We start from the raw sequence: 17,598 nt of genomic DNA, 5'->3' as shown, positions 1-17,598 counted from the left end.
ATTTTTGATTCGCTTATGCTAAGTTCTATCATTCAATGGGCGATCGCCCGTCGCTGGCTCGTGATTTTGGGTGCCATGATCCTGACCATCTGGATTGTTCGCACCATTAGCCAAATGCCGCTGGATGTGTTTCCCACCTTCGCACCACCACAGGTGGAAATTCAAACGGAAGCGCCGGGACTGGCTCCAGAAGAAGTGGAATCGCTGGTGACACTGCCGATTGAGAGCGCGATCAATGGCACACCAGGAGTTTCCGCCGTGCGGTCCTCTAGTGCCGCCAGTATCTCAGTGGTGCGCGTGGTATTTAACTGGGGCACTGATATTTATCAAGCCAGACAGCTTGTGACAGAACGGTTACAGTCCGCTCAAAGCAAACTACCAGAAGGAATTGAAACTCCACAGATTGCTCCCATCAGTTCGCCGATTGGCACGATCGTTACCTACGCTTTCACCTCTACAACCACTAATTTGATGGACGTGCGGCGAATTGTTGATTGGCAAGTCACCAACCGCCTGCTAGCAGTGCCGGGAGTTACGCAAGTCATCGTGTTTGGTGGGGATGTGCGGCAATATCAAGTGCTGGTTGCGCCTGAGAAATTGCAGGCATTCAATGTCTCCCTCCAAGACGTATCAGAAGCCGTCGCAGCGGCAAACGTGAATACGCCAGGCGGCTATTTGATCACACCCGATCGCGAAAAGCTGATTCGAGGCATCGGGCGGATTGAAGATATTGAAGCGTTGAAGCAATCCGTAATTATTGCCCGAAATGGCACACCTGTCAGAATTACAGACGTAGCCGATGTCAAAATTGGCGCAGCCGTGAAGCGGGGGGATGCCAGCGTCAACACCCAAAAAGCCGTGGTCGCGATCGTCAACAAACAGCCGCAAGCCGACACGCCCACCGTCACCCGCGCTGTAGAAGCCGCTATGACCGAGGTGAAAGCCGGCTTGCCAGAAGGGATTCAAGTAGCAACGACCTTTCGCCAGGAGACTTACATTGATGCGTCGATCGACAATGTGCGGGAAGCCTTAATCGAAGGCAGCATCATCGTTGCTCTGATCTTGATTCCATTTTTGATGAATTGGCGCAACTTAGCGGTGTGTTTGGCTGCATTACCGTTGTCCTTATTGATTGGTGTGCTGGCGCTCAACTGGTTGGGACAAGGCTTGAACACGATGACCTTAGGTGGTTTAGCGGTGGCGATCGGGTCTGCGGTCGATGACGCGATCGTCGATGCCGAAAACGTCTACCGTAACCTGCGGGAAAACAAGTATTCGCCAAAGCCTAAACCCGTTCTAGACGTAGTGTTTGAGGGCTGTCAGGAAGTGCGCGATTCGGTGTTTGGAGCCACGATCATTACCGTCGTCGTCTTTTCTCCGATCGTTGCGCTCACGGGTGTCGAAGGCAGCATTTTTATCCCCATGGGGTTGGGCTACCTGGTAGCAGTATTGGCTTCCAGCGTCGTCGCCTTGACCGTCACGCCTGCCCTCTGCGCGATTTTACTGCCCTATGGTCGCCTGCCCGAACGAGAACCCTGGGTGGCTCGGTTCTTCAAAAGACTGTATCTACCACTGCTCACATTTTCCATGCGGCGATCTACCGTTATCTTTGGCATCGCAGCGGCAAGTCTAGTGGCAGCGGCGATCGTGGTGCCATCATTTGGACGCATCTTTCTCCCAGAGTTTCAGGAGCAATCGCTAGTCAACACCCTCTTACTTTACCCTGGCTCATCGCTGGAGGCAACAAATAGCGCCGCCTCTGTGTTGGAATACAAGCTGAAAGACAATCCCCGCTTTCAAAGCATTCAAGTACGTTCTGGACGGGCAGCGGGCGATGCCGATGCCGCAGGCGTAAACCTGGCTCACCTGGATGTGGAGTTGAGCGAGGCAGGTATGAAAGATCGCAAAGCCAGCGTGGAGTTGGTGCGGCAAGAATTTGCCAAAGTGCCGGGGGCAGCGCCGAATGTCGGCGGCTTCATTTCTCACCGGATGGATGAAGTGCTGTCGGGGGTACGCAGCGCGATCGCTGTCAAAATCTTTGGACCTGAACTGGAACAACTTCGCACCCTGGGACAGCAGGTGAATGATGCCATGCAGTCGGTTGGAGGCGTGGTCGATCTCCAGTTGGAACCGCAAATTCCAGTCGAGCAAATTCAGATTCAGTTCAATCGCGCTGCCGCTGCAAGGTACGGTTTGACCATTGGTCAGTTATCAGAAACAATTGAGACGGCACTGAATGGACGGGTAGTTTCACAAGTACTGGAGCAACAGCAAACCTTTGACTTAATAGTCTGGCTCAAGCCAGAAGCCCGTCAAAGCTTAGACACAATTGGGAATCTTTTAGTTGATACGCCCAGTGGCAACAAGATCCCGTTAGCACAGGTGGCAACTGTTCAAGACGGCACAGGTCCGAACACGATCAGCCGTGAAAATGTCTCTCGGTTACTGGTGGTGGCTGCTAACGCCCAGGGGCGAGACTTGCGATCAGTCGTGAATGATATTCAAGCCAACGTAAAGCAACAGGTGCAGCTTCCCGCTGGGTACTACATCCAGTACGCGGGGCAATTTGAAGCGGAGGAACGTGCCAGCCAAAACATTGTGCTTTTTAGTGCGATCGCCTTCGTCGTGATCACTATCATCATGTATCTCTCGGTGAAATCGGTGGCGTCCACAGCCATGATTATCGTGATTGCCGTGGCACTGACCGGAGGCATTTTGTCGATCGCCTCACTCGTCGGCTTTGTGACGCTATTTGGAGTCGCCACTCGCAATGGCTTACTGCTGGTAGATAACTACAACACCAAGTTTGCCGCCGGAATGCCGTTGAAAGATTTGCTCATTCAAGGCTCGATGGAACGACTCAACGCGATTCTGATGACTGCCTTTACCTCCGCGTTAGGCTTAGCGCCTCTAGTCATCGCAGGTGGACCCGGAAAAGAATTGCTGCAACCGTTGTCGATCGTTGTGCTGGGTGGACTCTTCACTTCTACCGCCCTGACGTTACTGATCTTACCCGCGCTCTATGCCAGGTTTGGCAAATATCTCTTTCCCAAACGACCAGTGGTTAAAAATGGCAAAGCTTCCCAACCAGAGATGGAGCGTATACAAGGAAACGTTTAACGGTTTGAGCCAATTTTGTTCATGAACTAGGAGAAAAATCATGCAATTGAAAATGAGTATAACGGTGATGGCAGCGATCGGACTGCTCTTCTTAGGCGCTTGCAGTAGTGGTAATCAGGCAACTGCTCCTATTAGTAGCCCTGTCGCCGCTCCTCCTGCGGAAACTAAACCCTCAACTGTTGCTTCTCCTGGTACCAGTGTCGCCAAAGCTAAGTCTGGGGAAAAGCATGGTGGGCAGGGCGGGCAGGTGATTGAGTCAGGTATCTACCACTTAGAATTAGTTACGGCAAAAGAATCAACCGGAACTCACATCGACTTCTTTTTACAGAAAGGCGACAACCACGAACCGATTGCTAACGCCAAAGTCACAGCTCAAGTTCAGTTACCCGATGGCAGTCAGAAGGCCTTGCCTATGAAATATACCGCAGGCGACAAGCACTACACTGCAATTTTGCCCAGCACTGCACCCGGAGAATACAAAGTTGCCGTCCTGTCAGACATTAAGGGCGAGAAAGTGAATGGGCGATTCAGCTTTAAGCAATGAGGCTAAGTCGCATTTCATCTGATTTCATTTATTGGCCTTAATCTGAAGGTAAGACGGTTCTTAAAAGTTGCTTAACGGTCTGTTCGATGATTCACCTAGGAGTAAACATGAACAAATTGCATGGGATTAAGGTTGCTGCTGCTGGCGCGATCGCCCTACTTTCCATCTCAATGGTCACAGTAGACAGCGCTTTTGCTCAAGACAATCAAAAACCAGTGGCTCAAACTCAGAAGCCTGCGCCTCAAACTGAGCAAATGAATGGTTGTGAGTGCTGCAAAAAAATGATGGAGAAAAAGATGAATGACAGTCAGAACAAAATGCCTGGAATGAATCACACAGCGCCATCAGGAAAGTAGGTATCGTTAGTCTCCTTAGACTGATTGATTGAGATTTTCCTAACCATCAGAGGTGTTTCAATTAACAGCTCTGGTTCAGAGTACAGCGTTGCCAGACGGGTACTGCTGTTTATCAAGCAATCGTATGCGAGTGTTACTAGTGGAAGATGAGCCTGATTTGGGAACTGCGATTTATCGGGTTCTGAATCGGGAAAAGTATGTGGTGGACTGGGTACAGGACGGCAGCGAAGCTTGGGCTTACCTTGATAACTCCAGCGTTCACTATACGTTAGCCATTTTGGACTGGATGCTACCCGGACTGACTGGTGTAGAGTTGTGCCAACGACTCCGCCATCAGAATAACCCACTCCCCATTCTGCTGCTGACTGCAAAAGATCGTATGGAAGACAAAGTCGCTGGACTGGATGCTGGAGCCGATGATTACCTGGTCAAACCGTTTGTGATGGCAGAACTGCTGGCACGCCTGCGGGCGCTGCAACGGCGATCGCCTGAACTTCACCCTCAGCAACTTCAAGTCAGTAATCTGTTGCTCGACTACGGCGCACACACAGTTTGCTGGCAAGACCTTGATGAACGACGATCTCCTATTGCGTTGACCGCAAAAGAATTTCAGACGCTGGAATACTTTATGAAACATCCCAACCAAGTAGTGACGAGCCAGCAAATTATGAATCAACTCTGGGAAGTCGGCGCAGAACCCACCAGCAATGCGGTAGCCGCCCAAATTCGGTTGCTACGACGTAAGCTAACAGAAGTCGGGTGTGATGGGCTAATTGAAACAATTCATGGAATTGGCTATCGATTCAACGTGCCTCATGCATCAAAATAAGCTGTTCAACCGCACTCGTGTCCAACTTGCAGGCTGGTACGCCGGAGTAATGGGTCTAATTTTAAGCCTGAGTGGACTGACTGCGCATCAAATGCTAGCAGGCGCTCATTGGCAAGCGGTTGAGCAGGAACTGGAATCTATTTCAGGTACCCTGCACGACACCTTAGAACCGAAGCTCGTTCAACCCAACCGGATTGAACCTGCAATTGAGCAAGCCCTACCCGGATTATGTCTTGTAGGAACTGATTGCTCAAATGACGCTCAAACCCGACATATTCTCGGCATTGTCCAACAAGGTAACTACTACGTTCGCTTCTTTACACAGTCTGGACAACCGTTGGCGAGTTTGGGAAGCCAACCAGAAGGATTGCCACCTCCTGAAACTAAAGAAGGTTGGAACACGTTGCAAGATCAGAATCGAATCCGCTACCACCAAACGACACTTCTCCTGAAAACTGCCACTGGCTCTGCTTGGGGCTATATGCAGATCGGGCGATCGCTGAAAGAATATGACGATCACCTGATGACGCTGCGGCTACTGCTTGTCGTCGGGCTACCCCTTTCCATGCTCGGTGTTGCAGGTGCAGGGTGGTGGCTGGCTGGACTGGCGATTCGACCCGTTTATCAGTCCTATCAACAGATGCAACAGTTTACCGCTGACGCTGCGCACGAACTCCGCACTCCCATCGCTGCCATTCGTGCCACGGTCGAATCAGTTCAGGATGAGGATGATCTGTCACCTGAAGAAATGCAGAAAACGTTAGGTGTGGTTGATCGCCAAAACAAGCGACTGGCACATTTAGTACAGGATCTCTTGTTGCTGTCTCGAATGGAATCCCCTACGGAGACGCTGCGAGAACAAAAGGTTTTGGCAGAGAAACGTCAAACCTGTTGCCTCAACGACTTGATCTCCGATTTAGTGGAAAGCTTATCAGTGTTAGAAATTTCTGCTCCCATGAAGCTATTAACGCAGTTTCGTGTCAAGGAACCACTATATGTAATGGGTGATGAAAATCAACTGGGTCGCTTATTTTCTAACCTCATCGTCAACGCCTTGCAATACACTCCCCCCGGTGGAATCGTAACAGTGATTCTAAAGCGAGATGAGTCCCATGCGCTGATTCAGGTTCAAGACACGGGAATCGGCATTGCTCCAGCAGACCAATCCCGAATTTTCGATCGCTTTTACCGAGTGAGTTCTGATCGCTCTCGCCAAACTGGAGGAGCCGGGTTGGGACTGGCAATTGCCAGAGCGATCGCCCAATTCCATCATGGGATCATTCAAGTCGAGAGTGAATTAAGCAGAGGTAGCACATTCACTGTGCGCTTACCTTTAATTCCAGGGCTGAAGTGAGGAGAGCTACCATTAGGATTGTGTTAATTAACCCCTCAAAAAGAGACATCGGATGGGAGATCGCAGCTTGGAGTTTTAGCCCTCAAACTTTGTAAAACAGCTTGTCAATTAACCTATATATCGAAAGAGCGTAGGTGGGTCCTTAGTACGGGACAAAAAGCTTGAAAAGATGAGCAGGGTAGGGTTTCATCAGAATTACGACACTCATCAGAAACCCTATGAGCCAATATAGCCAATTAAAGCAAGTCCTCCAAGAGCAATTGAACTGGCATGGTGCCAGGATTTCATTTCTGGCATTGTTCTTGTTAGCCCTGCTGAAAGTCAAAACCGTAAATTTGAAAGACCTGTGTTTAGGCTTTGGTGGCAGAGCCTTACCAGAATCAAGCTACCAGCGATTGCAGCGCTTTTTTGGGGAGTTTGAGCTGGATTACGCCCAACTCGCCCACTTGGTTGTGAGTTGGATGCAGATTCGGGGGAACTGGGTGTTGAGCCTGGATCGCACGACCTGGAAATTTGGCACTCACTGGTACAACATTCTGACGTTAGGCATTGTGTACCAAGGGGTTGCCTTCCCCATCCTCTGGTGGATGCTAGACAAGCAGGGTAATTCCAACAGCGACGAGCGGATGCGGTTCATGGAGACCTTTGCCAAACGCTTCCCCAGTGCTCAGGTGCATTACTTGTGTGCTGACCGCGAGTTCATTGGGCAAGCCTGGGTGCGCTATCTCCTGCTCGAACCAACCTTAGCTTTTCGGTTGCGGATTCGCAGTAGTGACGCGATTGAGCACGATGGCAAAGTGCTGACCGCGCGGGTCGTCTTTGCCCATCTGCAACCGGGGCAATCGCAACCACTCATCGGCACCTGTCGGGTTTGGGGTTCCCCCGTTGCCGTCGAAGCGTTACGCCTCGACGATGGGAATGTACTGGTGGTGATTGCGCCTGTCGGCACTCAGAATTTGGTGTCAGATTATGCCTTGCGCTGGGGCATCGAAACCTTGTTTGGCATTTTCAAAACCCGTGGGTTCTGTCTAGAATCCACGCACTTCACCGACTCTGAGCGCTTGAGTAAGTTGTTTGCCTTATTGACCTTAGCCTTATGTTGGGCAATGCGAACCGGGTTATGGTTGCATCAATGGCAACCGATTGAAATTAAAAAGCACGGTCGTCGTGCCAAAAGTCTGTTTCGTTTAGGTCTCGATTATTTGCGCCATTTGGTACTCAATCCATCCTCGTCTAATGAGTCCGACTTTGTGCAATCCCTACAACTTTTGTCCTGTACTTAGAGGTGGGTCATGTTCTAGGGCGTGTCATCAATTAAGCCAGATAAGGGGTTTGAGTAGTAACCAAAGCTCAGAAACGCCTGTCACTCTGGCTATTCCCGCTAACGAAAGGCGTTCCAACAGCAGCTTGTCAATTAAATCCTTGGTCGCTGGGTCGATCACTTTGTTCTACGGGTCTTGCACAAATTACCTGCTGCAGTCCCGGCAGCGATAGTTCTGTTTGCCGTTGTGGATTCTGCCATTCTTGACGGGGTGTTGGGATTTGCAACTTGGACATGAAAGCATCACGCTTGACCTCAGAAGCACCTAAACATTCGCTATCATCTTATCCTTACTCGTTTAGGACTACCCTTTTCATAAAGTACCCTCATGGGTACTGTTGGGGGGTTATCTCATTCCTTAGACTGGGGACACAGCGGTAGGATCCACGCAATTGCTGGCACTGGATCTTCTAAACCACTGTTAGATGATCCCAAAGCCATTACGCTAGCGCTCACACACTCATCTGGAGTACAGGTCAACCTTACTGTGACCTTGGTGACATTTATTACGAACAGCATTATCAAGAACAAATCGTCAACAACCTCAAGAAAAAGGCTCGGTCAATGGGCTTTGAGCTGGTGGCTCAATCCGAGTTTAGTGAAGGTATTTCTTGAAAGGCAGCAAACAGTCAACTTCAACAACTTAGAAGCCCCCAATGGAGGAACTCTGATGAAATGCAGGAAAAATGTCCGGAAGTTAATCCAAGAGTACAACGCGGCGTCAGCGACGAACAAACCCAACACGGCGCTCGTGAAGTTTCGCCAAGCCGTTGTCGATTTGAAAGCCGCGCCAAGCAAACTCCCCGCGCCGCACACACAGCTCAACCGCTACGACGACTACGTGTACATACACCAGCAGTCGATGGCGAGCGATCCTGCTCATCCCATGCCAGCCGATGGTCCGCACCCTGGGCACCGGAGCCCGATGTTCTTTCCGTGGCATCGGGAGTTTCTGAGACAGTTCGAAAACGACCTGCGCATCGTCTCTAGTGATCCGTCCATCTGTCTGCCGTACTGGGACTTCTCACGCGACCAGTCGTCGGCCGATCTCGGCTACCCCTTCATTGACGATTTCCTTGGTGGAAACGGCGTCGGCGCGAACAATGTTGTGCAGACTGGAGTCTTTGCGCAAGCGAGCGGATGGACGCTGAATCTGGGCGCAAGCAACGCCCTGCAGCGACAGTTCGGTGTGCAGACGCCCTCGTTGCCGACGACGGGCGCTATTACAGGATCTCTGACCGAGACCACTTACGACTCCGCTCCCTTCGACCGAACCGTGGCGGGCTCAGATAGCTTCAGGAATCTCGTGGAAGGATGGGTCGGTCCACAGTCAGGTCCCAACATTCACAATCGCGTCCATGTTTGGGTCGGTGGCTCCATGCTGCCATCCACTTCGCCTAATGATCCCGTCTTTTTCCTGAATCACTGCAAAGAAGACGAGCTCTGGGCAGTCTGGATGCAGAAGTACTCGACAGTCCCCCACTACCTACCGGACGACAGCTATAGCATCCCGCCAGCACAGCATCACCTGAAGCGCCTCAGCGACAACATGGAGAGCCTCGCCGAGTACTTTGGTGCTGGCACCATTGATCGCCCCATCGACCTGCTCGACCATAAGGCCATTGTCTGGTACGACACGGATCTACCTGAGATTACACTTGAGTCTGGACCAGCGATCGCATTTAACAACGTACCGGCTGGTCTGACAATCGCCAAGAGGATCCGCTTCCGCGTTAGATCGTGTCGAACCGTCTTTTTCAGCATTACCGGTGCGCCGAGTGGCAACTTCTCCATTGTTAGCGGACCAGATTTTCCCGTAACGCCCATCGAAGCAAACGACTTCGAGATTCTTGAGATCGAGGTTCGATTCCTTGGGCAAGGTTCTAATGTACAGGTGAGTGCTGTGGACATCCAGGCTTATGTGATCGATGAGGAGGGCTACTACGCGACGAACCCAAACGATCCGTTCGTCGTGCAAAATTTTCACATCGAGCTTGTTGCCAACAACATCATCACAAGCGACAGCTCGATTGCACTGGTGCTCGACCGCTCCGGCAGTATGTCCGATGTCGCCAACAGCGGCTTCACCAAGAGCCAGTTGCTCAAAAGCGCCGTTGGCATCGTGCATGAGCTGATGAAGGACACGGATCAGATCGGCATTGCAAGGTTCGATCACGAGTCCGATGTCTTGTTGCCGATGACTTCAGCGTCATCGGGTCTCGGAACGACTCTGACGGGACTGGGGCTAGACCCACGTGGTGCGACGAGTATTGGCAGCGGCATCCTTGTTGGCAGCGGACTGATCAATGGGTCAGGAGCAACGCAACCAAATAAGGCCCTCGTGGTCTTAACCGACGGCAATGAGAATACCGCTCCTCTGATTAGTGCTCTACCTCCAGGAACTATCAATCAGACAACATTCGCCATCGGCTTCGGACTACCGGGGCAAGTGAGTGACCCGATTCTCAACCAGATCTCGGCCAACACTGGTGGCTATCTCCTGGTGACAGGTAATATGACCAACAACGACGAGCGATTCAGGCTCGCGAAGTTCTTCATTCAGATCTTGAAGGACGCTACGCTCAACCAAACGGTCGTCGATCCGGAAGGTCAACTTCTTTGGAACGGTCAACCACAGGAGATTCCATTCCAGGTAAGCGATTCAGACGTGTCAATTGATGTTGTTACGCTCTGTCCACTTCCTTTCGCACTCGACTTCCAGCTAATCACGCCGGGTGGTCAGACGATTATTCTCTCAGATTCTGGTGTTGAGCCGAATGTGCGTTATGTGCTTGGTTCAGATGTTGCTTATTATCGACTGATGTTACCGGTGTTTCCGAATAACACGAGCGGATCTCACCGGGGCCAGTGGAAGGCCATTCTACAGCTCCGGAAGTTGGATGCTGTCCTTGAGTATCTCCAAAAAGCGAAAGAAAACCGAGTCAACTTTGCGGAAATGATTCGACGGCTGAGGGAATTTGCGGAGAAGCCTGTGCCGTTTAACTTGACGGTGTACGCTTACTCGAATCTGACTTTGGATGTGACACTCCGGCAGGATAGTTTCGCCCCAGGCGCTACAGTACACCTGACAGCGAAACTCTGGGAATATCAAGTTCCGCTACAAAACCCTGCTGTCGTCTGGGCAGATGTACTTCAACCAGACGGTAGCCGAGTGACACTTCCATTCTCCCAATCCGCAGACGGCGCTTTCCACGCAGATTGGCTCACGAGCAGACCAGGTATATATCAATTTGTGATCCGGGCTGAGGGAAACACCACAGGCAACGCCCGCTTCTCGCGAGAGAAGATACTAACCGCCGGAGTATGGGCAGGAGGAGATCAGCCGTACAATCCACAAACCGGTACGGAAGGACCAGCAGGCTGTGAGTGGATGATTTGTATGCTCGAAGCGCTTACGCAGTCCCGTGAGCTGCGGAAACGTTTAGAGGAGATTGGCATCGACATTGATACCTTGCGAAAGTGCGTTGAGGAACATTGCCGAAAGGAGAAACCGAGAATGACGGAAGGACGCCGATCCGAAATCGAAGCTTCGGATGAATTACTCAGGCTCAGCCAATTGCCAGAGTTTCAAAGATTTATTGCAGGATTCATGCCTAGTGGGATTCGCGATATGCCATTGCTCGAAGCGGCGACGACCGTGCCCGTGGTGCGTAAGCCAAAAATGGAAGGTAGCGACGAGAACATGTTCGTTCTGCCGGAGTGGCAGAACGAAGAAAGGTAACGAAGGAGGGACGCGAGATCGAGATCCAGAGGGACTGTCTCACCATTCGGCATGTAGAGCCGCCGCTACATGCCGAATGGTGAGAGCTTTCTTAGAAGTCCAGGAGTCTGAAAATATCTGGCAATATTCTGCATTAAGCAAGTGACCATCTTATACTTCTGTAAGAGTGTTATATCTCTTGTGCAAGTCTAGGCATAGGCAAAAAAAGCTTGTTCTATAAAAACTTTGCTACCTCTGAACTTGTAGATTGGGTGAAGAAGGGAAACCCGACAACTTCTTACTTAATCACTTCTGGTACTTCAAAGATCGCCAGCTACCCTCATTGTCATTTGATAATCGCACGCACCCGACATTGACAACTACTGGCTCCGTTTCGTGATATCTGCCGCCAGTGATGCGAACCGTTAGCCTTTAAACAAACGACCCCAATTGAGACACTTAGAAGGGCGATCGCAACTTGGCGTTTCAGCCCTAAAACTCTCTAAAACAACTTGTCAATCAATCTATGTATCAAAATCGAACCGATGAGACGAGTTTTGGTAGTGGACTAGGTCTGTGGAAATGGAGGAAATTTAAAGAGACGTCTGCCTAAAGGTTGTGACATGGTACTGAAATCGGTTCTTCGCCAAACGTGTGGGAGCAATGATGTGGTAAAGCATGGACAATCGGGTAAGGGAAAGCAACGATATAAATGTCGTAACTTCGACTGCTCGCGTTGCACCTTTATTCGAGAGTATGCTTACCGTGGTTATTTGCAGCAATTCCAAATTCAAAATTTTTAGAGGCTGGAACCCTTGATATCTCGTTCCAATCAAGCCTCTTTGAAGAGCTTTGATCAGCTGAAATGGCGTAAACTCGTTCTGAATTTGGAATTGCTGGGTTATTTGCCCGAAATCAAGCAACAGATTGCCGATATGGTAATTAACGACCGTGGGACTCATGACACAGCGCGAGTCCTCAAGATTAGTCGAACCACAGTGACTGAAACTAGTCCACTACCCACCTCGTTATAGCTCCGGGGATTGAATGGTCAGATCCTTGAGCGTAATTGTGAAGTGACGTTGTTCTCCAGTCTTAACAAAAGAAGTGATCGCCTCACAAGCTACAGCAACCGTTAGCATCACCAAATTACGCGCCAATGGATAATCACAAATATCATCATTGACATTGGAAGGAACTCGATAAGCATCATTCCAGATCACTTCTGCGTAATCAGAAGAGAGTCCAGCGTGGACACAAGGAATCGCAGCTTGTTCTGCGTAATCCTTTCAGCAATTCCAAATTCAAAACTCTAAGAGGAGTCAGTGGCAGGAGTAGGTTTCACATCGGAGAGCATAAAGTCAATTAAATGCTGCCAACTATCAAACAGCAAATACTTGGTTAGGCTGAGAATATCTTGAAAGAACCCTTTGCGAGTTCCGCGTTGTTGGCGAATCTGTTGGTAGGACGGGTCTACCAGGTGCAGCACCGTGTGGAAGAGGAATGCAAGCAGATTGAGCGTGAGCAAAAAGCGGGCTAAATGCTGTTGCCCATGCCCAAAATTGTGTTCAAGATGATAGCCCTTGGTTTTGAGAACGTTGTGATTTTCATTTTCTGTCTTCCACCGACTTCGACCAGCAGCGACGACTTGGGCAACGGTGTCATGACTGAGGCGATGGTGGGTCATGAAGGCATTGTGGTAGAGTACCTGACCATCGGTTTCACGGGTAACGACCAGTTCGCACCAATTGACTAGCAAGGCGGGTTGAGTGTCGCGGATCGGCACTTGATTGATATAGCGGTAGTGATAAATCGCTTGACTTGGCTGATTTTAGCGGGTGGTTAGAGCGTTCGCGCAGAGTTCCGTAGATCAACACTCACCCAACCCAGATTTGCTACCTACGATCGCAATTGACCGCAATGTACACCATCCTTTTGGATAGGCGAGTCAAGTTGAGCCTTCTATGGTATCTGATGGGCTTTGCTGAACGCGAGAAAGACGATGGAGAACCTCAATAATTGGCAGTTGCATCAGTTGAGATGGAGTCAGATCCAGCTTTTTTAATGTCTCGGTGCCGCATAACTGCTCGATCGTCATCATCAAGTTGAGTTCTCCCCGCCCCTGAGCCTCGATCAAATCTGAGTTAGAGCGACCGATGCGATTGGCGATCTGGCTAAATCCCTCCCACCCTTTGCCGGTCACAGAAACATTGTGCCGCTTCTTTTCCTCCCCTTCATACGCAAGCTGCCTGCCTTCACGGTTCAAATTCGCCAAAGACTTTGGGTTGCGGTGCTTTCCCCTGCCGTCGCCAGTGCCAGCTTTACCAGAACCCGACTTTTTCCCAGCCATCACTAAAACCATACGAGTTCTCCTCATTATCCAGCTTCTCGGATCTGGCGCAAATGGCATCTGCACAACGCCTACATCTACGGTCGATAATTTTCTAGCTAAAATCATCCAATTTTTACACACTTTTCTGAAAAAGAGCGTTGTTTTATCAACATAGTGTGTATAATATAGATAAGACAACTGAGCAGCAGAGAGCGCAACTGCTTCAAGAGCGCCCGCCACTCTTCCCAGAGAGTATGACCCGTGAAAAAGGGGAGCGACACCCCGGCGGACGGACTGAAGAAACCGCTTGGCGGAACAGCAGAATACAAGCGCTTTGTTGCCAGTGCCCTCAAACACAAAAAAGAGAGCACTTCACCAGAAATGCCCGACCTTAGAATTAGAAAAGGATGTTCTGAGTATGTCATTTATCGCTGACTGTTGCTTGGCTGATCGGGATCAACGAGATCAGCAAGTTTTGGAAGCCATCGAACCCGACTTCTACGAAGGCAAAGCAGATTTTGCTTTCGGGAAGATGCCGACACAACCGAATAATCAAGTTTACATGGATGGCTGGATGAGCGCCCTGCGCGAAGGTGTTCGCTTTGAGGGAGAGATTGCAGTTTACCCAGAAGGAACGTACAGAGCGAATGCAACAAGCGACTTGAACAGTGCAATTTTTGCAAACGTTCCGTTCGTTGAGTTTTAGAGCAGCAAACCAAGGAGGGGCGCTATTGCCCCTTCTACTTCACCTGAATCAGGAGCTTTTAGCGATGGCAAAAGTCGTCAGCCCAATCAGCGCAAAGGTTGAAGTGGTCGGAAAGTTGAAGGACGGGGATTATGGACCGTACCGCTCCGTGCTATTTCTAGATCAGTCTCAACCCGAAGGATCAGAAGCAGCCAAGATATGGAAGTCTTTGAGCGATGAAGAGACAAAACCCCTACACAAGGGAGTAATAGTGCAACTGATTCCAGCAGGGAGTGATAAGAACGGCAATGTCAAACATAACATTGTGCTGCTGGACACTCAAAACACTTCTCCACCCACTGCGAGTGCTTCAACTACACCACCCGCTATTCCACAGCGACCCGATGCACCACCGCTTTGGACAGATGACCAGAAACGTCAGCTATCGGCTGCTGTATGTGATCATGCTGACTTATTTCGGTTTTGTTTGGAAACTGTAAAAGGCAAAATTAACGATCTCGCCGATCATCGAGATCACCGAGCGATCGCAACCACAGTCTATCTGCAAGTGCTGCGGCAAGAACCCACAGCAGCAATTACGCCAGAAAATGCTCTCAAATCACAAGAGTAGCTATGTTAACAATAAGCACAACAACCAGTAAGCCTCTGGCAACGGATACTTCTATCCAACAATTGGTTAGGGTTCTAGAAAAGGCTAAAGACTCTACGGGAACACCAATCACAACAGAAGAAATCCCGATCATCACCGATCAACTACTGGATTGGTTGCTCAAACATCCAGACCTTGAAGCGAGAATTCAAGAGTGCCTGGATGACATTCGCTTCAAAGTTCGATAGTTGCACCGCATCAACCAGAGAGCCGTTTTTTAGCTCTTCCTCTATCCCTGACTGGATTTGTCTACATGAAATTTTTTGTTTGGCTGACGATCGCGATCGTCGGCATGAAAGTTGCTGCAGGTAAGTCAAGCCTGCACATTCACCCTCATCACAGCGAAGTTCCTGACCGAGACCCATTGCGAACTCGCGTACTGTCTAGACCTAAACGAAGAAGGAGTAAATCGATGGAACCGAATTTGAATCAACACGCACTCAAAAAAATGTCGGATGCCCAACGGGAAATGGCACAAGCATTCAGCCACTACCAACAATTGCTGAACGCTGTTGAAACATCATTTGCTGCATTCCAGGAGACAAGCAACACCAGCATCAACCAAAATTGTCTGCAATACCAGGTGATTGCAGATGAGTTGAGTGGGGCTTACGGTGAGTTGTTCGGAGCGCTGAGATTGCTCATGGTGCCGTTTAATCATCCCAGAGTTTCAACCATGATTCGCGCTGGGCAAGAACAATCTGCCCGTGAACAACAAGCCTGAATGCTGTTCATTACAAATCGACGTTCCTGGTAGAGAGTCCGCCTACCAGGAACATTGATTTAGAGGAAATACAGTCATTTAGAGGAAATACAGTGACTACAACCCTACCCAAAATCAAATTGACATTATTCCAGCTAGCCGTCTTACGACAGCACTACAAGCCTCAACAGGAAATTTCCACCCAAATAACCCCCCAAGAAGATATGTATGAGTTGTTGGAGGAGTTGGGAAAGCAGAAACTACTGCAAGCGATCGCGTTGATTCCAAACAACCCCCAGTTGAGCTACGAGCAAGCCGGGATTCAGTTAGCCATATTGGATCACTTCCACGCACATCCAGAGCATTTTGAATTGCTCAGTCAAGAAACATTAAACACACTCAATGATGCTCCAGAAATACTATATGCCGATGGAGAGAAAGCACTAATTACGATTGATAGAAAGTGCTATCGCTACGAGAAAGACACAATTTTTGACTGATCCACATTGCAGCAACATCCCGATTCAAAAGATGTTACTGCATCACCCTTCACTTAAAACTCATTGTGATGCAAGAACTTAATCCAGTCGATCGCCAAGTCATCTATCAAGCCCTGGATGCATTTCAACAGGTACTTATTAACCTGGCAATAATTGATCCTACATTTTTCAGGCTGAAACTCTTGAGGATTCTGGCTTTCTTTTTGTGACTTTCGTTGCCGGGTTAATAACTGGTGCTATCAGATCGACGATGACGATTCACGAGTGCCTCTCGACATACTCGATGCTGCACATAAATCAATCAACGCAGCAACAGTCCGATTTCAGCCGGAGAAGATAATCATGACGCAACAACCTCTTAATCCTCAATGGGCTGAGGAATCTGTACAAAGATCCGAAATAGTTGTAGCGCTGGTCAGGCATTTATACGAACAGGGAATCCTTCCATCACCTGAACCCAATTGCGAGGAAAACGAAGACTTTCCATTTGTGCTTGCTGCCATCCGCTACATTGCCTTTGCGAAAGCAGAAAACAAGGCTGATTTATTCCAGTCGATGAACAAACAAATATGGCGATTGTCCTGGCTGTTAGGCACGATCGCGTATCAGCTTCAACGAGTTAATGCTGATTGGGCAACATTACACGATGCCAACATCGAGGCGCTGGTCAGCAGTAGTGCCACAACCACAGCCTTTGACGATAAAGAAGTGCTGCTCAGTGTCACCTCCTGCCTGAACTACTGGATCAAAGGCGAAGCGTTTCGGTCAATCTCCTTCCGGTTTAGCAACCTCTTAGAAGTGGTGTCGCACATCGCCACCGCAATCAACAACATTGATGAACCATTTTTGCAGTGAGGAAGATTTCATGACCGCACATATACCAACTCTACCAGGTATTCCTTACAAGCAATCCTCTGTATACCTTCACCCACCCCAAGACACGTTGAGAAAGGCAGCAACTACGCTAGAAGGATTGTTAACCAGCCTTAGTTTAACTGAAGACGGCAAAGCTTTTTTAGCCTCTCCACCTCAAACTGCATTGCAAGAGCGTGTTCAGCAACGGCTTCAGGACCTAGAGACGGTTGACAGGAACATTACTGAGGCAATGGAAAAGCTGATCAAGTCGGTAGAAGTTTTGCGGAGGCGATCGTCTTCAAAACCGCCCATGCAAGCAAAATCAGGAGCAAACTACGATGCCTGATCTGGCAAATTTAATGAATATTGCCGCAACGATATGCGAGTTAGAAGTTTCCATGCAGATTGAGGCAGATCATTCTTCCATTCATCAGCAAGACTGGGAGGAAGCGATCGCCCACCTACAATCAGCAGAAACCCTTGTCCTTCATTTGCTTGCAGCAAAAAGCCAGAGAATATCGGACTCAACGACTCATACCAATTTAAATGGTGGTAACGACAGATAGTGCATCTAGGATGAAGGAGTATCCAGTCAGGGAAGCAATCAC

General features: G+C 49.5%; 17 protein-coding genes and 4 pseudogenes. 16 read left to right on the top strand and 5 right to left on the bottom strand.

Annotated elements, in window-relative coordinates:
* Positions 1–15 precede the first annotated feature (15 nt).
* The 6 genes from AB3R30_RS23165 to AB3R30_RS23140 all read left to right on the top strand — a co-directional run bounded on the left by AB3R30_RS23165 (position 16) and on the right by AB3R30_RS23140 (position 7,486).
* Positions 16–3,120, top strand: coding sequence for an efflux RND transporter permease subunit (locus AB3R30_RS23165; RefSeq protein WP_458651580.1), 3,105 nt, complete (start codon positions 16–18; stop codon positions 3,118–3,120).
* A gap of 40 nt (positions 3,121–3,160) precedes the next feature.
* Positions 3,161–3,664, top strand: a complete 504-nt coding sequence (locus AB3R30_RS23160; RefSeq protein WP_458651579.1) for a copper resistance CopC family protein — start codon at positions 3,161–3,163, stop codon at positions 3,662–3,664.
* Positions 3,665–3,771: 107 nt separating this feature from the next.
* The gene (locus AB3R30_RS23155) at positions 3,772–4,020 is read left to right on the top strand and encodes a hypothetical protein (protein WP_458651578.1); all 249 of its coding nucleotides are present in this window, start codon (positions 3,772–3,774) and stop codon (positions 4,018–4,020) included.
* Between the two features lie 124 nt (positions 4,021–4,144).
* A complete protein-coding gene (gene rppA / locus AB3R30_RS23150; protein ID WP_458651577.1) occupies positions 4,145–4,849 on the top strand; it encodes a two-component system response regulator RppA in 705 nt (234 codons plus the stop codon).
* Positions 4,836–6,203 carry a two-component system sensor histidine kinase RppB gene (gene rppB / locus AB3R30_RS23145; RefSeq protein ID WP_458651576.1) on the top strand — a complete coding sequence of 456 codons (1,368 nt, stop codon included), beginning with the start codon at positions 4,836–4,838 and terminating at the stop codon, positions 6,201–6,203. Before rppA ends, rppB begins: the two co-directional genes overlap by 14 nt.
* A gap of 218 nt (positions 6,204–6,421) precedes the next feature.
* On the top strand, positions 6,422–7,486 hold the full coding sequence (locus AB3R30_RS23140) for an IS4 family transposase (protein ID WP_458651575.1): 1,065 nt from the start codon (positions 6,422–6,424) through the stop codon (positions 7,484–7,486).
* Positions 7,487–7,543: 57 nt separating this feature from the next.
* Here the strand turns inward: AB3R30_RS23140 and AB3R30_RS23135 are convergent.
* Positions 7,544–7,768 (bottom strand): annotated as a pseudogene (locus tag AB3R30_RS23135) (IS1/IS1595 family N-terminal zinc-binding domain-containing protein); the annotation flags it as partial.
* A gap of 252 nt (positions 7,769–8,020) precedes the next feature.
* Here AB3R30_RS23135 and AB3R30_RS23130 point away from each other — a divergent pair.
* From AB3R30_RS23130 to AB3R30_RS23120, 3 genes and pseudogenes are all read left to right on the top strand, one after another.
* Positions 8,021–11,266 (top strand): tyrosinase family protein, encoded by a 3,246-nt coding sequence (locus AB3R30_RS23130; RefSeq protein ID WP_458651592.1) that lies wholly within the window; start codon positions 8,021–8,023, stop codon positions 11,264–11,266.
* 602 nt (positions 11,267–11,868) lie between these two features.
* Positions 11,869–12,012, top strand: a pseudogene (locus AB3R30_RS23125) (IS1/IS1595 family N-terminal zinc-binding domain-containing protein); the annotation flags it as partial.
* 132 nt (positions 12,013–12,144) lie between these two features.
* Positions 12,145–12,252 (top strand): annotated as a pseudogene (locus AB3R30_RS23120) (IS1-like element transposase); the annotation flags it as partial.
* A 21-nt stretch (positions 12,253–12,273) separates the two neighbouring features.
* Here AB3R30_RS23120 and AB3R30_RS23115 read toward each other — a convergent pair.
* The 3 genes and pseudogenes from AB3R30_RS23115 to AB3R30_RS23105 all read right to left on the bottom strand — a co-directional run bounded on the left by AB3R30_RS23115 (position 12,274) and on the right by AB3R30_RS23105 (position 13,607).
* Positions 12,274–12,468, bottom strand: coding sequence for a hypothetical protein (locus AB3R30_RS23115; protein WP_458651574.1), 195 nt, complete (start codon positions 12,466–12,468; stop codon positions 12,274–12,276).
* 173 nt (positions 12,469–12,641) lie between these two features.
* Positions 12,642–13,055, bottom strand: a pseudogene (locus AB3R30_RS23110) (hypothetical protein); the annotation flags it as partial.
* A 138-nt stretch (positions 13,056–13,193) separates the two neighbouring features.
* Positions 13,194–13,607 carry a hypothetical protein gene (locus AB3R30_RS23105; RefSeq protein WP_458651573.1) on the bottom strand — a complete coding sequence of 138 codons (414 nt, stop codon included), beginning with the start codon at positions 13,605–13,607 and terminating at the stop codon, positions 13,194–13,196.
* 277 nt (positions 13,608–13,884) lie between these two features.
* Here AB3R30_RS23105 and AB3R30_RS23100 point away from each other — a divergent pair, with 277 nt between their 5' ends.
* From AB3R30_RS23100 to AB3R30_RS23070, 7 genes are all read left to right on the top strand, one after another.
* Positions 13,885–14,283, top strand: a complete 399-nt coding sequence (locus AB3R30_RS23100; protein WP_458651572.1) for a hypothetical protein — start codon at positions 13,885–13,887, stop codon at positions 14,281–14,283.
* 64 nt (positions 14,284–14,347) lie between these two features.
* Positions 14,348–14,893 (top strand): hypothetical protein, encoded by a 546-nt coding sequence (locus AB3R30_RS23095; RefSeq protein ID WP_458651571.1) that lies wholly within the window; start codon positions 14,348–14,350, stop codon positions 14,891–14,893.
* 2 nt (positions 14,894–14,895) lie between these two features.
* Entirely contained in the window at positions 14,896–15,120 is a 225-nt protein-coding gene (locus tag AB3R30_RS23090) for a hypothetical protein (RefSeq protein WP_458651570.1), read from the top strand.
* 65 nt (positions 15,121–15,185) lie between these two features.
* A complete protein-coding gene (locus AB3R30_RS23085) occupies positions 15,186–15,656 on the top strand; it encodes a hypothetical protein (RefSeq protein WP_458651569.1) in 471 nt (156 codons plus the stop codon).
* A gap of 92 nt (positions 15,657–15,748) precedes the next feature.
* On the top strand, positions 15,749–16,135 hold the full coding sequence (locus tag AB3R30_RS23080) for a hypothetical protein (RefSeq protein WP_458651568.1): 387 nt from the start codon (positions 15,749–15,751) through the stop codon (positions 16,133–16,135).
* Positions 16,136–16,477: 342 nt separating this feature from the next.
* Positions 16,478–16,990, top strand: a complete 513-nt coding sequence (locus AB3R30_RS23075; RefSeq protein ID WP_458651567.1) for a hypothetical protein — start codon at positions 16,478–16,480, stop codon at positions 16,988–16,990.
* 10 nt (positions 16,991–17,000) lie between these two features.
* Positions 17,001–17,336, top strand: coding sequence for a hypothetical protein (locus AB3R30_RS23070; protein WP_458651566.1), 336 nt, complete (start codon positions 17,001–17,003; stop codon positions 17,334–17,336).
* Here AB3R30_RS23070 and AB3R30_RS23065 read toward each other — a convergent pair.
* Positions 17,324–17,598 (bottom strand): hypothetical protein (locus AB3R30_RS23065; protein ID WP_458651565.1); only part of this gene is annotated, 275 nt, incomplete at its 5' end. The two genes, AB3R30_RS23070 and AB3R30_RS23065, sit on opposite strands and share 13 nt — an antisense overlap.

This window comes from Sivoneniella epilithica UHCC 1019, from assembly GCF_040830845.1.
In the GTDB taxonomy this organism is placed as follows: domain Bacteria; phylum Cyanobacteriota; class Cyanobacteriia; order Leptolyngbyales; family Leptolyngbyaceae; genus ULC077BIN1.
This window is presented reverse-complemented; position numbering and strand designations above follow the sequence as displayed.

Bases quoted from the DNA above. Each gene is read 5' to 3' on its own strand.
- AB3R30_RS23165 (WP_458651580.1), top strand. From the start codon at position 16: ATGCTAAGTTCTATCATTCAATGGGCGATCGCCCGTCGCTGGCTCGTG.
- AB3R30_RS23160 (WP_458651579.1), top strand. From the start codon at position 3,161: ATGCAATTGAAAATGAGTATAACGGTGATGGCAGCGATCGGACTGCTC.
- AB3R30_RS23155 (WP_458651578.1), top strand. From the start codon at position 3,772: ATGAACAAATTGCATGGGATTAAGGTTGCTGCTGCTGGCGCGATCGCC.
- rppA (WP_458651577.1), top strand. From the start codon at position 4,145: ATGCGAGTGTTACTAGTGGAAGATGAGCCTGATTTGGGAACTGCGATT.
- rppB (WP_458651576.1), top strand. From the start codon at position 4,836: ATGCATCAAAATAAGCTGTTCAACCGCACTCGTGTCCAACTTGCAGGC.
- AB3R30_RS23140 (WP_458651575.1), top strand. From the start codon at position 6,422: ATGAGCCAATATAGCCAATTAAAGCAAGTCCTCCAAGAGCAATTGAAC.
- AB3R30_RS23105 (WP_458651573.1), bottom strand. From the start codon at position 13,607: ATGGTTTTAGTGATGGCTGGGAAAAAGTCGGGTTCTGGTAAAGCTGGC.
- AB3R30_RS23095 (WP_458651571.1), top strand. From the start codon at position 14,348: ATGGCAAAAGTCGTCAGCCCAATCAGCGCAAAGGTTGAAGTGGTCGGA.
- AB3R30_RS23090 (WP_458651570.1), top strand. From the start codon at position 14,896: ATGTTAACAATAAGCACAACAACCAGTAAGCCTCTGGCAACGGATACT.
- AB3R30_RS23085 (WP_458651569.1), top strand. From the start codon at position 15,186: ATGAAATTTTTTGTTTGGCTGACGATCGCGATCGTCGGCATGAAAGTT.
- AB3R30_RS23075 (WP_458651567.1), top strand. From the start codon at position 16,478: ATGACGCAACAACCTCTTAATCCTCAATGGGCTGAGGAATCTGTACAA.
- AB3R30_RS23070 (WP_458651566.1), top strand. From the start codon at position 17,001: ATGACCGCACATATACCAACTCTACCAGGTATTCCTTACAAGCAATCC.